This window comes from Pelomonas cellulosilytica, assembly GCF_021353265.1.
Taxonomy (GTDB): Bacteria; Pseudomonadota; Gammaproteobacteria; order Burkholderiales; family Burkholderiaceae_C; genus Pelomonas; species Pelomonas cellulosilytica.
The window spans coordinates 227,745-241,276 of sequence record NZ_JAJTWU010000001.1; the positions used below are offsets into that span (position 1 = coordinate 227,745).

The 13,532-nt window shown below is 69.4% G+C and carries 11 protein-coding genes; 9 read left to right on the forward strand and 2 right to left on the reverse strand.

Features of this window, described 5'->3' with window-relative positions:
• The first annotated feature begins 14 nt into the window (after window positions 1–14).
• Window positions 15–1,805 carry a carbohydrate-binding protein gene (locus tag LXT13_RS01020; protein ID WP_233369739.1) on the forward strand — a complete coding sequence of 597 codons (1,791 nt, stop codon included), beginning with the start codon at window positions 15–17 and terminating at the stop codon, window positions 1,803–1,805.
• A 75-nt stretch (window positions 1,806–1,880) separates the two neighbouring features.
• Here LXT13_RS01020 and LXT13_RS01025 read toward each other — a convergent pair whose 3' ends face one another.
• Window positions 1,881–2,897, reverse strand: coding sequence for an asparaginase (locus LXT13_RS01025; protein ID WP_233369740.1), 1,017 nt, complete (start codon window positions 2,895–2,897; stop codon window positions 1,881–1,883).
• 185 nt (window positions 2,898–3,082) lie between these two features.
• On the opposite strand from LXT13_RS01025, the gene LXT13_RS01030 reads away from it, so the two are divergent.
• The 8 genes from LXT13_RS01030 to LXT13_RS01065 all read left to right on the forward strand — a co-directional run bounded on the left by LXT13_RS01030 (window position 3,083) and on the right by LXT13_RS01065 (window position 12,701).
• Entirely contained in the window at window positions 3,083–3,562 is a 480-nt protein-coding gene (locus LXT13_RS01030; RefSeq protein WP_233369741.1) for a PEP-CTERM sorting domain-containing protein, read from the forward strand.
• 139 nt (window positions 3,563–3,701) lie between these two features.
• Window positions 3,702–5,504, forward strand: coding sequence for a sensor histidine kinase (locus tag LXT13_RS01035; RefSeq protein WP_233369742.1), 1,803 nt, complete (start codon window positions 3,702–3,704; stop codon window positions 5,502–5,504).
• Window positions 5,501–6,169, forward strand: coding sequence for a response regulator (locus tag LXT13_RS01040; RefSeq protein WP_233369743.1), 669 nt, complete (start codon window positions 5,501–5,503; stop codon window positions 6,167–6,169). The genes LXT13_RS01035 and LXT13_RS01040 overlap by 4 nt, the downstream gene beginning before the upstream one ends.
• A gap of 166 nt (window positions 6,170–6,335) precedes the next feature.
• Window positions 6,336–6,590, forward strand: coding sequence for a PEP-CTERM sorting domain-containing protein (locus LXT13_RS01045; protein WP_233369744.1), 255 nt, complete (start codon window positions 6,336–6,338; stop codon window positions 6,588–6,590).
• A 90-nt stretch (window positions 6,591–6,680) separates the two neighbouring features.
• Window positions 6,681–7,493: a DUF429 domain-containing protein gene (locus tag LXT13_RS01050; RefSeq protein ID WP_419964632.1), complete on the forward strand. Its 813-nt coding sequence runs from the start codon at window positions 6,681–6,683 to the stop codon at window positions 7,491–7,493.
• Window positions 7,494–7,612: 119 nt separating this feature from the next.
• Entirely contained in the window at window positions 7,613–10,291 is a 2,679-nt protein-coding gene (locus LXT13_RS01055) for a TonB-dependent receptor (RefSeq protein WP_233369746.1), read from the forward strand.
• Between the two features lie 279 nt (window positions 10,292–10,570).
• On the forward strand, window positions 10,571–10,813 hold the full coding sequence (locus LXT13_RS01060) for a hypothetical protein (protein ID WP_233369747.1): 243 nt from the start codon (window positions 10,571–10,573) through the stop codon (window positions 10,811–10,813).
• Window positions 10,806–12,701: an AAA family ATPase gene (locus LXT13_RS01065; RefSeq protein WP_233369748.1), complete on the forward strand. Its 1,896-nt coding sequence runs from the start codon at window positions 10,806–10,808 to the stop codon at window positions 12,699–12,701. The genes LXT13_RS01060 and LXT13_RS01065 overlap by 8 nt, the downstream gene beginning before the upstream one ends.
• Here LXT13_RS01065 and LXT13_RS01070 read toward each other — a convergent pair.
• Window positions 12,698–13,525 carry a phosphodiesterase gene (locus tag LXT13_RS01070; protein ID WP_233369749.1) on the reverse strand — a complete coding sequence of 276 codons (828 nt, stop codon included), beginning with the start codon at window positions 13,523–13,525 and terminating at the stop codon, window positions 12,698–12,700. The genes LXT13_RS01065 and LXT13_RS01070 overlap by 4 nt on opposite strands.
• Window positions 13,526–13,532 lie beyond the last annotated feature (7 nt).

Genomic DNA, 13,532 nt, shown 5'->3' on the forward strand with positions numbered 1-13,532 from the left:
AGGAGAGACATTTCATGCAGATCATCTCAATGCAGGTCCGCCGTGCGGCGGCAGCCCTGTTTGGCGGCCTGTTGCTGGCGCATGCCGGCCAGGTCCTTGCCGACGTCAGCCCGCTTTCCGTCAGTGGCAACCGTGTGCTGGCGGGTGGGCAGCCCGCTAGCTTTGCCGGCAACAGCCTGTTCTGGAGCAACACCGGCTGGGGTGGTGAGAAGTTCTACAACGCCAGCGTCGTCGGCTGGCTCAAGAAGGACTGGGGCACGAAGGTCATCCGCGTGGCCATGGGCGTGGAAGAGAGTGGCGGCTATCTGCAGGACCCAGCCGGCAACAAAGCGCGGGTCAAGGCCGTCGTCGACGCCGCCATCGCCAACGATATGTACGTCATCATCGACTGGCACACCCACCACGCGGAGGACTACCGCACCCAGGCGGTGGCCTTCTTCCAGGAGATGGCGCGCACCTACGGCAAGAGCAATCACGTCATCTACGAGGTTTACAACGAGCCGCTGGGCATCTCGTGGAGCGGCACGATCAAGCCCTACGCGCAGGCCGTCATCAACGCCATCCGCGCGATCGACCCGGACAACCTCATCATCGTCGGCACGCCCAACTGGTCGCAGGACGTGGATGCCGCCTCGCGCGATCCGATCAGCGGCGCCAACGTGGCCTACACGCTGCACTTCTATGCCGGCAGCCACGGCCAGTGGCTGCGTGACAAGGCGCAGACCGCGCTGAACAACGGCGTCGCGCTGTTCGTGACCGAGTGGGGCTCGGTGAACGCCAGCGGCGATGGTGGCGTGAACGAATCCGAGACCTGGGCCTGGGTCGACTTCATGAAGGCCAAGGGCATCAGCAATGCCAACTGGGCGCTGAACGACAAGGCGGAGGGCGCGTCCGCGCTGGTGGCCGGAGCCAGTGCGCAGGGCGGCTGGTCGGCCGGCCAGTTGACACGCTCGGGCGCGCTGGCCAGGCAGATCATCGGCGGTTGGCCGGGCGCACCGACGAACTCGGGCTGCACACGCATGGCTGTGCCGGCGCAGCTCCAGGCCGAGGCCTACTGCAACATGTCCGGCGTGCAGGTGGAGGGCACGACGGATACGGACGGTGGCAGCAATGTCGGCTACATCGACACGGGCGACTGGATGACGTACGACGTCAACGTGCCGGCCGCCGGCAGCTATCTCGTCAAGTACCGCGTGGCCAGCCAGTCCGGTGGCGGCGTCATCCAGCTGGAACGTGGCGGCGGCGGTGCCACCTACGGCACGATCAACGTGCCTTCCACCGGCGGCTGGCAGAACTGGACGACGGTCTCCCACACGGTCACGCTGGCTGCCGGTCAGCAGACTCTGGCCATCCTGGCCAAGTCGGGCGGATTCAACATCAACTGGCTGGACATCAGCCGCCCCACCGACCCTGTCGGCAGCGGCATCACCATCCAGGCCGAGAACTTCGACTCGCAGTCCGGCGTGCAGACTGAGGCCACGACCGACTCCGACGGAGGCCTGAACGTGGGCTACCTGGACGCCGGCGACTGGCTGTCCTACCCCAGCGTCAACCTGGCCACGGCCGGCGCCTACACGATCGAGTACCGCGTGGCCAGCCTCAACGGTGGCGGCACGCTGCAGCTTGAAGAGGCCGGCGGCAGCGTGGTCTACGGCGCGCTGAACGTCCCGGCTACGGGAGGCTGGCAGAACTGGGTCACCATCAAGCACACCGTGCAGCTGCCCGCGGGCCAGCGCAAGTTCGGCATTGCGGTGCGCAACGGCGGCTGGAACCTGAACTGGTTCAGGGTGTCCAAGGCGCCCTGATGCGGTCGCCGACCGTCAGTCCACGTGCACCGGGTTGCGCCCGATGCGCTGGCGCGACCGTGTCGGTGTTCCACTTCAGCTGAGCGCGAAGGCCGGCCGCAGCGCGCCTACGGTGAGGCCGCGCCGGTTTTTCAGCTCGAGGTGGCTGTAGTCGCGCAGCACTTCGTGGTCCGTGCGCAGCAGCGCCTGGGCCACGGCGGCCATGGCCGCTTCGGCGGCACGCGCGGCACCGTCGTCGATCTTCAGCGCCACGCCCAGGCCCAGCTCTGGCAGTGCCGCGCAGAACACGCCTTCGGCTCCGATCTTGCAGTACAGCCGCTCACCGAAGACCGCCATGACGCGCGAGTCGAACCGGTCGGTGCCGGCCACCATGAATGGCTCTGCAGCCACGGCCTGGCGCAGCCGGCGCGCCGCGCGTGCGTGCCCCTCGGGCAGGCCATGGCCGGTGCCGGCGCGGGCAAAAGCCCGGGCCAGCGCCCGCAGCGGGAGGGCGAAGGTCGGGATGGAGCAGCCATCGGTGCCGCGCGGTGCCTGCTCGACGTCCTGGCCGGTAGCTGCGGACAGCGCGGCGGATACCTCGCGCATGGCCGGGTGCTCGGCGTCGACGTAGCCGTGGGCGAACGTCGCCGGCTCGACGCCAAGGCGCTGCGCCATCAGGCAGGCCACGCACAGGAAGCCGCTGTGCTTGCCCGAGCAGTTGTTGTGCAGCGACGAGGCCAGTTCGCCGCGCGCCGCCATCGCGCGCAGCACGGGCTCGCGGCTGGGCCATTGCGGGCCGCATTCGAGAGCGTCGACACCAAGCCCCAGCTTGCCGAGCACGCCGGCGGCGGTTGCCACATGCTCGGGCTCGCCGTTGTGCGACGCGCACGCCAGCGCCAGCTCGGCATCGGTCAGGTGGACCGCGTTGGCGGCGCCGGTCGCCACCAGCGGGAGCGCCTGCAGCAGCTTGACGGCGGAGCGTGGGAAGACGGGGCGGTCGATGTCGCCAAGCGCGGTGTGCACGGCGCCGCCGGTGTCGACGATGGCCAGCGCGCCGGTGTGGTGCGACTCCACAGTGGCGCCGCGCAGGACTTCGATGAGGACGGGGTTCATGGCGCAATTGTCGGCATGGCCGGGCAGCGTAAGCCTCACCGCGCCGCCACGTGGGACAACACAGCACGGCAGATGGCTCCCCCGAGTCGGGGGTGAGAAGACCAGATCCCTATTTCTTGCGATGGTGCCGCCGACCTGTGTTGGCAAGACTGCCGCGTCATTCCGCTGATGCTGCCAGGACCCTCATGCGACCGATCGCGACCCGAACTGCTGCTGTCCTCTGCGCGGCGCTCTGTACCAGCGCTGCCCACGCGGGCCTGATCCGCATCGATGCGAAGTCGGCATCGCCAAGCGTCTTCAGCGATTTCAGCATCACGTACGACGACGGCATTGCGGGCGACGGCCGCTTCCAGTTCGCCGAACTGGTGTCCTTCACCTACTTGGCGGTGGCCCACGATGCCACCTACAGCGTGCTTCTGGTCAACCCGGATGTGCCGGACATCATGACCACCAATTACGTTAGTGGCATGGGTACCGGCCAGGACTGGGTGTTCGGCACGTCCGCTGGGACTTCGGGGCCGGTCTATGTGGTGGCCCAGAGCCGGTTCTTCTACACCGAGACCGCGCTGCCCGAACCCGTTCCAGTGCCCGAGCCTGCCACGCTCGCGCTGGTCGGCGCAGGGCTGGCCGTCGCGCTGCGGCGCCGACGACCCATCGCGGGCTGAAGGCCCCGCCAGGTCGGCCCATCTGGGCCCCCACCACGGCCAGCAGATCTGGGTCGTGTGGCATCATCTTTTTCGTCATCACGGCAAGATGGTGCAACGCATGGCGGCGTCAGGGAGGCTGTCTCGGAAGGGCTGCGCAATGAGGCGCGCGCCTCCGCGTGTGTGGGTGGTGTGGTGCACCGTGCTGATGGTGGCCTGGCTGTTCGCTTCACCTGCCGTGCATGCCGCGCCCCCGGCTGTTCAACGCTTGCTCAGCGGCGATATGGCCTATAGCGACGGCCCCGAGCCGCCCGTCACCGGCTGGGTGCCGATGCAGTTGCCCGAGGTGTTCCTGAAATCCTCCGTGCCGCTGGACCGCATCGGCTGGTACCGCTTCAGCTTCGAGCTCGACACGGTGCCGGACGAGCCGCTCGTGTTGCTCGTGCAGCGGGTCGTCACGACGGCGGAGTTCCGCGTCAACGGGTCATTGCTGAATGCCGGTGTGCACTTCTCGCAAGGGGCCGGCCGTGCGGGCACGCAGATGATGAACTGGCCGCACTGGTTCGTGCTGCCCGCTGGCGTGCTGCGTCCCGGCCGCAACGAGGTGATGGTGCGTCTGGCCGGCAGTGCGGTGTTGCGGCCGTGGATCTCGGGCATTTCGGTCGGGCCGCAGGAGGCGCTGCGCGGCGAGTTCCTGCTGCGGGATATCCCGCAGCGGCAGATTCCCGAGGCCTTGTTCGCGCTGATGCTCGTCTCGCTCGCGTTCGCGCTGCGCTTCTGGTGGCGCGAGGGTCTGCCGCTTCAGGCACGGCTGCTCGCGACGGTGGTGCTGTGGCTGGCGCAGATCGCGCTGTATTTCTTCCCCGACGTGCCGCTGGACAGCTTGTCGCTCACTGCCGGGATCCTCGTGCTGTTCGTCGTCTTCCACTGGGTGCTGCTGGACCTGCTATGGCGCCTGAGCGGCCGCGCTTGGGCCTGGTTCCCGAAGGCGCTTGAGGTGGGCTCCCTCGTACCGCTGACGCTGGCGATCGCGGTGTGCATCTTCGCGCCGGACATCCGCTGGCTGGCCGTGCTGATGCTGCCGATGACGGTGCTGCGCGCGCTGACCACCGCGATGCTGCTGCAGTGGGCGTGGCAGCGGCGCACGTGGCAGTCGCTGCTGCTGACGTCGGCCGAACTGCTGTGGTTTGCCGGCCCGGTGCAGACGCTGCTGGTGGGTCTGGGCGTCGTCGACGCCGACCCGTTCATGTTGACGCCGGGCAATGCAATGCCGTTGTATGTCGCCTTGCTGATCATGGCCGCGCAGCGCCTCGTCGAGCAGCGCGAGGAGGCGGCCCGCCAGCGCGAGGCGGCCGTTGCGGCGGAGCGGCAACGCATGATGCATGACATGCACGACGGTCTGGGGGCGCATCTGGCCGCCGCCGTGCGCATGGCGCGACGCGAGGAGACACCTCGCCGCGAGGTCGAGCAAGTCGTGCAGGAGGCGTTGAACGACCTGCGGCTGATCATCGACTCGCTGGACCCCGAGGCCCAGTCGCTGCCGCAGCTGCTGGGCCAGTGGCGCCACCGCATCGAGCCGCGGCTGCGGGCGCTGGGCCAGCAACTGGCCTGGCAGGTCGAGCCGGCGGTGCTGCGGCCGCTGTCGCCGGCGCAGGCGCTGGACGTGCTGCGCTTCGTGCAGGAGGCCACCAACAATGCGTTGCGCCATGCCCGTGCGCAGACCATAGGCGTGGCGCTTTCCGAAGGCGATGCGGGCAGCGAGTTGCGGGTGTTCGACGATGGTGTCGGCTTCGACCCGAGCCAGCCGGCTGCGGAAGGCGGCGGTCGGGGCCTGGCCAGCCTGCGACGGCGGGCCGAGCGGCTGGGCGCGCGTTGCGAGGTGAGACCGGGCGAGGGCGGCGGCACCGTCGTCAGCCTGACGTGGCCCGCGCAGCCATTGGCCGCAGAATTCGTGCCGTCATGACTGCTTCCCACGCCACGCCCCCCTTGCCGGTGCTCATCGTCGAGGACGATCCCTGGCTGCTGCGCGATCTGGCGCGCATGGTGTCTGCCATGCCCTCCCTCAAGCTTGCGGGGGCCGTGGCCACGGCGCGGGAGGCGCGGCTGTTCATCCAGTCACGGCTGTCCATCGGCCTGATGCTGGTCGACCTCGGGCTGCCGGACGGCGACGGCATGGCGTTGATCCGGCTGCTGCGGGATACGTCGCCGCACGCGCGCGTGCTGGTGCTGACCGTGTTCGACGACGAGATGCACGTCGTTTCCGCTCTGGCCGCCGGTGCTCATGGCTATGTGCTGAAGGAGTCCGATGCCGCCACGCTCGAACGCGCGTTGAAGGACGTTCTGGCCGGCGACGCGCCGCTGTCGCCGCGCATCGCGCGCTACCTGCTGCGCCGCTTCGAGCGCACGCCGCAGAGCGTCGTTGCGGGCGACGAGCGATTGAGTTCCCGAGAGGCGGAGGTGCTGACGCTGGTGGCCCATGGCTTCAGCGCCGGCGAGATCGCCAAGCGGCTGGGCCTGTCGCTGCACACGGTCAACACGCACCTGCGCAACACCTACGGCAAGCTGGCCGTGAACAACCGCGTGCAGGCCGTGAACCGGGCACGCGACAGCGGTCAGATCGACGCCTGAGTGCCGCGGCCACGGTTTGCCAGGAACCCCACCAGCTCAGGGGCCGCTACCGATTTCGTGCGATGGGCGGCGCGTGAGGAGATCGAGAGACTGGGTCATCCGTCGCAGTTGCCGGGCCATGCAGGTCGGTGGCGGCGGATCACTCAACTGGTCGGAGGAAGTTCTCATGAGTCATCCCATTCGAATCGCTCTGTTTGCCCTTTGCCTGGGCGTGTCTGCCGGCGCCCATGCGGTGAAGGACAACCCCGACGGCCCCGGAGGCGGCGGTGGCGGCACTGGTGGCAGTAGTGGCGGCAGCGGTGCTGCGGCGGTGAACACAGTTCCTGAGCCGGGCTCGGTTGCACTCGTGGCGCTCGGTCTGGTGAGCGCTGCCGCGGCTGGCCGTGCGCGCCGTCGCCGCTCGCCGCCGAAGCAGGACTGACGAGCACCGGGCTGGCCACCGCGATGGTGGCCCGCCACCAAGGTCGCCGTGCCGGCCCGGTGGCCCGCGGCGCGGCCGAGAATGCCCGCCATGCAAGGCCTCCGCGTTTTCGGCATCGACTTCACCAGCGCGCCCCGCCGCGCCAAACCCATCCGCATCGCCGCCGGTCACCGCCAGGGCCCGGTAGTGCGGCTGGACGGCCTCACCGCGCTGGACACGCTGGACGCCTTCTCCGCCTGGCTGCGCACGCCGGGGCCGTGGATCGGCGGCTTCGACCTGCCATTCGGTCTACCGCGCGAACTGGTGGTGCATCTCGGCTGGCCGACCGACTACGCAGCGCTGATGGCCCACTACGCCGCGCTCAGCCGCGAGTCCATCCGCGAGCGCTTTGCCGCCTTCTGCGACGCGCGGCCGGCGGGCGCGAAGTTCGCGCATCGCGCCTGCGACAAGCCGGCCGGCTCCAGCCCCAGCATGAAATGGGTCAACCCGCCCGTGGCCTGGATGCTGCACGCCGGCATGCCCCGCCTGATCGAAGGCGGCGTGCACCTGCCCGGCCATCTGGCCGGCGATGAAAGCCGCGTGGCGCTGGAGGCCTACCCCGGGCTGCTGGCGCGTGAACTGGTCGGCCGGCGCTCGTACAAGAGCGACACCAAGGCCGCGCAGACGCCGGAGCGGCTGATCGCCCGCAAGGACATCGTTGATAGCCTGGAGCAGGGCCGCACGCGGCTGGGTGTGCGGCTGAAGCTGAGCCACGCGCAGCGGGACGAACTGGTGGCCGACGCCAGCGGCGACAGCCTGGACGCCGTGCTGGCGATGCTGCAGGCCGCCTGGGCCGCGGAGCAGCCGCGCTACGGCTGGCCGGAGGAAGCGGACCCGCTGGAGGGCTGGATCGTGGGTGCCTGAGCGGCACGAGGCGACGCCGGGAGGCGCGCCGCGGCGCGCTTCTTGCTGGTGCGAAATGACGTGAGGTGACATGCTGCGCCTCCCGCTTTTCCTCAACCCGACCGAGAGGTGACCCCACCGTGAACCACCCCGCCCGCGTGCGCCTGACTCCCCTTTTCCTGGCCCTGCTGAGCAGCTTCGCACCTGCGCTGTGGGCCCAGACGGCGACGGGGGATGGCCCGGCGGGTGAGGAGGGCAAGGCGGCGCTGGCTCGCGTCGTCGTCACCGGCTCCAATGTGCGCCGCACCGATGGCGAAACCCCCAGTCCGGTGCAGAAGCTGACCGCCGCCGACATCGCGCGCACCGGCTACAGCACGCTGGGCGAGGTGCTGCAGCACCTGTCGGCCAACAACATGGGCTCGCTGGGCCAGTCCACGCCGGGCGCGTTTGGGGCCGGTGGCAGCGGCATCTCGCTGCGCGGCCTCACCGTCGGCGCGACGCTGGTGCTCATCGATGGCCATCGCATGGCGTCGTACCCTCTGCCGGACGACGGCCAGCGCGACTTCGTCGACATCGCGTCCATCCCCGTCGAGGCGGTCGAGCGCGTGGAGGTGCTGAAGGACGGCGCGTCGGCCATCTACGGCTCCGACGCGATGGCCGGCGTGGTCAATGTCATCCTCAAGCGCAGCCACACGGGCACGACGCTGCAGGCCGAGGTCGGCAGCTCGTCTAGGAGCGACGGCCGCATGGCTAAGGTCTCCGGCATCCGCGGCTTCGGCGACCTGGACCGAGACGGCGTCGCGGGTTATCTCGCAGCTGGGTTCCGCCGCCAGGGCGCGGTGCTGCTCAGCGACCGGCCGGCGCTCGGTGGCTCCGACTGGACGCGCTACGGCGGCGAGGACCTGGGGCTGATTGCCAACCCCGAGCTGCAAGTGGCGCCCGAGACGCGCAACTACAGCCTTCTCGGCAAGGTGACGGCGCTGTTGCCGCAGGACTGGACGCTGTCGTTCGCGGCCTCGGTGCTGGGCAGCCGCGCGACGCAGGTGGGCCTGCTGAACTGGGTCTCACCGGACGGCGGCATCACCACCTTCAACTTCGGCCCGGCGCACCCGCTGCCGCAGCCCACCGCGCTGAACGGCACCAACGTCATCGACCCCGCCACCGGCGCGCCGGTGGACTACGAGTTCGGCGACCTGCCGGCGCAGCGCTCGCGCACGTCCACGCAGTCGCGCCGCTTCGTCGTGGACCTGTCCGGCGGCTGGGCCGGCTGGGACCTGCAGGCCACGCTCGGCATCACGCGTGTGGCCACGCAGCTGACGATGAAGAACTTCGTCAGCCTGCCGGCACTGCAGGCGGCGCTGGACAGCGGCAAATACGTCATCGGCGCCAGCAACCCGGCCGACGTGCTGGCCAGCCTCACGCCCGAGGGCCGCTCCACGTCCACCAACACGCTGAACTTCATCTCGCTGCGCGCCAACCGCGACCTGATGAAGCTGGGAGGTGGCAACCTGGCGCTTGGCACGGGCCTGGAGTTCACGAAGCGCTCGCTAAACGAGCACTTCCCCGATGGCTTCGCCAGCGGCGCGCAGGCCAGCAACATCTACGCCTTCGGCGTCGGCAAGCAGACCATCACGGCCGCCTTCGTCGAGCTGGTGGCGCCGCTGACAAAACAGCTGGAGCTGGACGCCGCCGCGCGCGTGGACCACTACGACACCTACGGCTCGTCCGTCACGCCCAAGTTGGGCGCCAAGTTCGTGGCCATGCGCGAGCTGACGCTGCGCGGCACGTACGCTGGCGGCTTCCGCGCGCCGAACCCGGTCGAGATCGGCACCTCCGGCTCCAGCGCCGGTTACCTGCCGCCTCTCGTCGACACGGCGCTGTGCAATCTCGTGAAGCCGGGCCAGCCCTGCGACATTGGCGTCGGCGGCACGCAGCTTCAGGTGCCCGGCAAGGACCTGAAGCCCGAGAAGTCGCGCTCGATGACGGTGGGCTTCGTGTTCGAGCCGAGCCCGGTCGTGAACCTGTCGGTCGACTACTACGACATCAAGATCCGCAACCAGATCGTGTCGCCCGGCCTGTTCGGCCAGGGCCAGATCGACACGCCCGACGCCTACGGCACCAAGCTCTACCGCGTCAACAGCCCGACGACGCCGAACGCCACGCCGACGGGCGCGGACGACACCATCCTCTACGGCACTTACCCGTTCATCAACCTCGGCAGCGCCCGCACCAGCGGCGTGGACGTGGACCTGCGCCTGAAGCTCGACGGTGGCGCGTGGGGGCAGTTCACGCCGCAGCTGCAGTGGTCGCACATGATTCGCTACACCATCGACCGCGGACCGGGCCAGGTCTACGAGATGGCCGGCACGCACGGCCCCAGCTTCGTGTCCACCAACACCGGCACACCGCGCGACCGGGCGGCGCTGAGCCTGGCCTGGTCCCGCGGGCCGGTGGAGCTGACCGGCACAGTCAACTACCTCAGCGGCATGAAGGTGGAGGACAGCAGCTACAACCTGCCGGACTGCGCGTCGGCACTGTCGACGGTCTACCCCAACGGCTTGCCGTCGGGTGGTTCACCGCTGTGCCGCGTGCCTTCGTTCACGACGGTCAACGTCAACGCCAGTTGGCAGGTTTCGCCCGGCCTGAGCCTGCGCGCCACGGTCACCAACCTGTTCAACCGCGCCGCGCCCATCGACGCGTTCGCGTCGGGCTCCACCGGCGGCGGCGTGTCGTCGGGCGGGGCGCACTACAACCCTTCGCTGCATCAGGAGGGCGCAGTGGGGCGCTACCTTACGCTCGGCGTGACGTACGCGTTCTGAACCCGCCCGCCTCGTTGTCGCCGCGCCACGAAGCCGCCATGCGCGGCTTGCGGCGTCGCGCCAACCTCGCCATGATCCGCCCCCTTGCTGAAGGCGCCCACGACAGCGCCCGCATGACGGAGATCCCTGCTATGTCCTCCCTGTTCCTCTCGACGATCGACTGAACACGGTTCCCGAGCCCCGGCTGAACCGTGTCTGTTCCCAGATACGGCCTCAGACCGCGCGGCATGCAAAACCCCGCCGCCCTTGAGCCGGGGCTTTTGCTTTTCGGAAACCGAAATGAGTGACCAACTCCGCTCCCGTGCCTTCCAGGAAGGTCGGGTCAAGGCCCTGCGCCGGATGAAGCAGCCGATGACGCTTGTCCTTGAGACGAGCCCCGGTGCGCGCGACCCTGTCGCCCGCGCGCTGGGCCAGCGCGGCTTGCGAGGCGCAGGCGCGCACATCCAAAGCCGCGGCGCCCAGCGTCGCGCCGACCGCGTGGCGCTGCAGGCGCTGCTGGGACGAAAGGACTGGGATGAATGATTCCCTCGAACTGCGTGAGCAGCTGGCGCAGAAGAACCAGCAGCTGCAGGATATCGCCGCCCAGCTCAAGTCCGAGCTGTTCGGCATCGACACCCTCATCGACCGCATCATTGATGCGGTGCGCGCCTGGTACGTACTGCCCGGGCTCGTGACACGGCCCGTCATCGTCTGCCTGTGGGGGTTGACTGGCACCGGCAAGACGCAGCTAGTTCGGCGGCTCGCGCAGCTGATGGGTTTCTACGACCGGTTCGTGGAAGTGCAGATGGATGGCTTCTCCAACGGTGCGGGTTGGCGCGGTGCGCAGAGCATCTCGGGCATGCTGTCGCAATCGGGCGTGCGCGAGGGCGAGCCCGGCATCCTTGCACTCGACGAGTTCCAGCGCTTTCGCACCATTGATGTGAAGCGCAGCGAGCTGCGCGTAGAGCGCTACCAGGACGTGTGGGCGCTGCTGTCCGACGGCCGCCTGCCGCCGGCGCTGTCGCTGCTGGCGGACATCGAGTCGTCACTGGCCGAGGCCGCGTTCGATGCCGAGCGGGCTGACGCCGCTGACGCCAAGCTGCGCTTCAAGCTGCGGCCGTGGGAAGCGCAGGAGCTGCAGCGCAACCTCAAGCTCGACGAGCCGCTGATGGAGATCATGGCCTGGACGCCCGAGCAGATCCGCCAGCGCCTGCAGGACTTTCGCGAGGGTGGTCAGCAGCAGTGGGAGACCGACTACAGCCGGTTGCTCGTGTTCGTCTGCGGCAACCTCGACGAGATGTACGAAGACCTCGCCACCAGCGTGGACGACTGCGACAGCGATGCCGACACTTTCCACGCGCTGACGGCGAGGCTGAGCGTCATCGACGTCAAACAGGCGCTGAACAAGCGCTTCAAGCCCGAGCAAGTGGCGCGGCTGGGCAACGAGCATGTCATCTACCCGTCGTTGTCGCGCCGTGCGTACGAACAGCTCATCGAGCAGGGCTGCGAGCGCTATGCCCGCGAAATCGGTGAGCGCTGCGGCCTCCGGTTCGAGCTGCAGGTCAGCGTGCGCGAGCAGATCTACGCGAACGGCGTGTTCCCCGCACAGGGCACGCGTCCGCTGTTCTCGTCGTTGCACGCCATCCTCGGCGCAGGACTGGCGAAGGCGGCGTTGTGGGCGCTGGAGCGCGGCGCCGACGCGGGCGATGCGGTGGGCATGACGGCGGACGGCCGCAGCCTCGTCGTGCACTGGCGCGGCCAGTCGCACAGCATTGCTGCGCCGTTCGACATCACGCGGCTGCGCCAGCGCAACAACGCCGACTTCCGAGCACTGCTGGCCGTGCATGAGGCCGGTCACGGGCTGGTTCACGCGCTGCTGTTCGGCCGCGCGCCGACGGAGATCAAGATCCACGTGGCGAGCTTCGAAGGTGGCTACAACGCCTACACGACGCGCAAGGTCTGGTCGCGCCAGAACCTGCTGGACTCCGTCTGCACCAGCCTCGCCGGCCGTGCCGCCGAGCTGCTGGTGTTCGGCGCCGACATGAGCTCCAGCGGTGCTGAGAGCGACCTGCGCAAGGCCACCGAGACGGTCGCGCGCATGCTGCGCCACCTCGGTCACGGCGAGCGCATCGGCCGCAGCGACGTGTCTGCCGACAGCGACGACAACGTCTGCACCGACGTGGAGGCCAGCAACGCGCCGATCGAGGCGCTGCTGCAGGACGAGCACGCGCGTGCCTCGCGCCTGCTTCTGGCGCACCGGGAGGCGCTGCTTGCGCTGGTGGACGAGCTGATAGCGCAGGGCCAGGTCACGCCGACGCGCTTCGTCGCGGTGACGGGGCTGTCGCTGGGACGGCCCGAGGAGGCGCTGGACCCGTATGCGCAGCGGCTGGCTGAGTTCCGCGTCGAGCGCTGCGCCTTGCTGAGGGCTTAGCGCAGCGACGGGTGATGCCCGGCCTGCGCCAGATGGCTCACCAGCGGGAGCCCAGGCCCCCAGGCGTGGATGAGCCAGCCGGCCGGCTCCTGCGTGATCGCCAGCGGCGCATCGGTTCTCAGGTCCAGCGCGAGCTGGTGGGCCGTCGACGGTGCGGTGACGGCGGCGGCATGGGCGACTTGGCCCAACGTCAGCCGGTGCAGGTGGCCGCAGACGACGCGCTGCACCTGGCTGTGCCGGGCGATCAGCGCCTCGAAGCCGGCGAGGCCCCGCTGCAGCGACATCGTGTCCATGACCGCCAGACCGCTGGCGTGCGGCGGATGGTGCAGCGCCACCAGCGTGGGCACATCCGGCCGCTCGGACAGCAGCGCATCCGCCTGGGCCAGCCGGTCGTCGTCGAAGCCGCCTTCGGGCCGGCCGGTGACCAGGCTGTCCAGCGCGACCAGACGCAGAGGGCCGGGCAGGTCCAGCGCGTATTGGATCGCCTCGGTGCCCGGTTCGCCGCAGTGCACGTCGGGCAGGCCGGCAAACTTGGCCAGCAGCGGTTCGCGCGCATCGTGGTTGCCGGGCAGCAGGGCCAGCGGCAGCTTGGCGTCCAGCAGCGGCGCCAGCAGTTCGCGCAGGTGGGCGTATTCCTCGGGATGGCCGCTGTCGACGAGGTCGCCGCTGATGAGCACCGCGACGGGCCGGGGCTGGATCTGCAGCACGCGCTCAACGGCATGCCGCAGCGCTGCGGCCGTGTCGACGCAGCCGGAGATCAGCCGGCCCGGCCGCAGGATGTGCGTGTCGCTGAGCTGGACGAGCAGGTAGGGAGTGGCGTCCACGGGCTTG

What these genes read in the sequence shown, in the direction of transcription:
- LXT13_RS01020 (WP_233369739.1), top strand. Translation starts at nt 15, where the DNA reads ATGCAGATCATCTCAATGCAGGTCCGCCGTGCGGCGGCAGCCCTGTTT.
- LXT13_RS01025 (WP_233369740.1), bottom strand. Translation starts at nt 2,897, where the DNA reads ATGAACCCCGTCCTCATCGAAGTCCTGCGCGGCGCCACTGTGGAGTCG.
- LXT13_RS01030 (WP_233369741.1), top strand. Translation starts at nt 3,083, where the DNA reads ATGCGACCGATCGCGACCCGAACTGCTGCTGTCCTCTGCGCGGCGCTC.
- LXT13_RS01035 (WP_233369742.1), top strand. Translation starts at nt 3,702, where the DNA reads ATGAGGCGCGCGCCTCCGCGTGTGTGGGTGGTGTGGTGCACCGTGCTG.
- LXT13_RS01040 (WP_233369743.1), top strand. Translation starts at nt 5,501, where the DNA reads ATGACTGCTTCCCACGCCACGCCCCCCTTGCCGGTGCTCATCGTCGAG.
- LXT13_RS01045 (WP_233369744.1), top strand. Translation starts at nt 6,336, where the DNA reads ATGAGTCATCCCATTCGAATCGCTCTGTTTGCCCTTTGCCTGGGCGTG.
- LXT13_RS01050 (WP_419964632.1), top strand. Translation starts at nt 6,681, where the DNA reads ATGCAAGGCCTCCGCGTTTTCGGCATCGACTTCACCAGCGCGCCCCGC.
- LXT13_RS01060 (WP_233369747.1), top strand. Translation starts at nt 10,571, where the DNA reads ATGAGTGACCAACTCCGCTCCCGTGCCTTCCAGGAAGGTCGGGTCAAG.
- LXT13_RS01065 (WP_233369748.1), top strand. Translation starts at nt 10,806, where the DNA reads ATGAATGATTCCCTCGAACTGCGTGAGCAGCTGGCGCAGAAGAACCAG.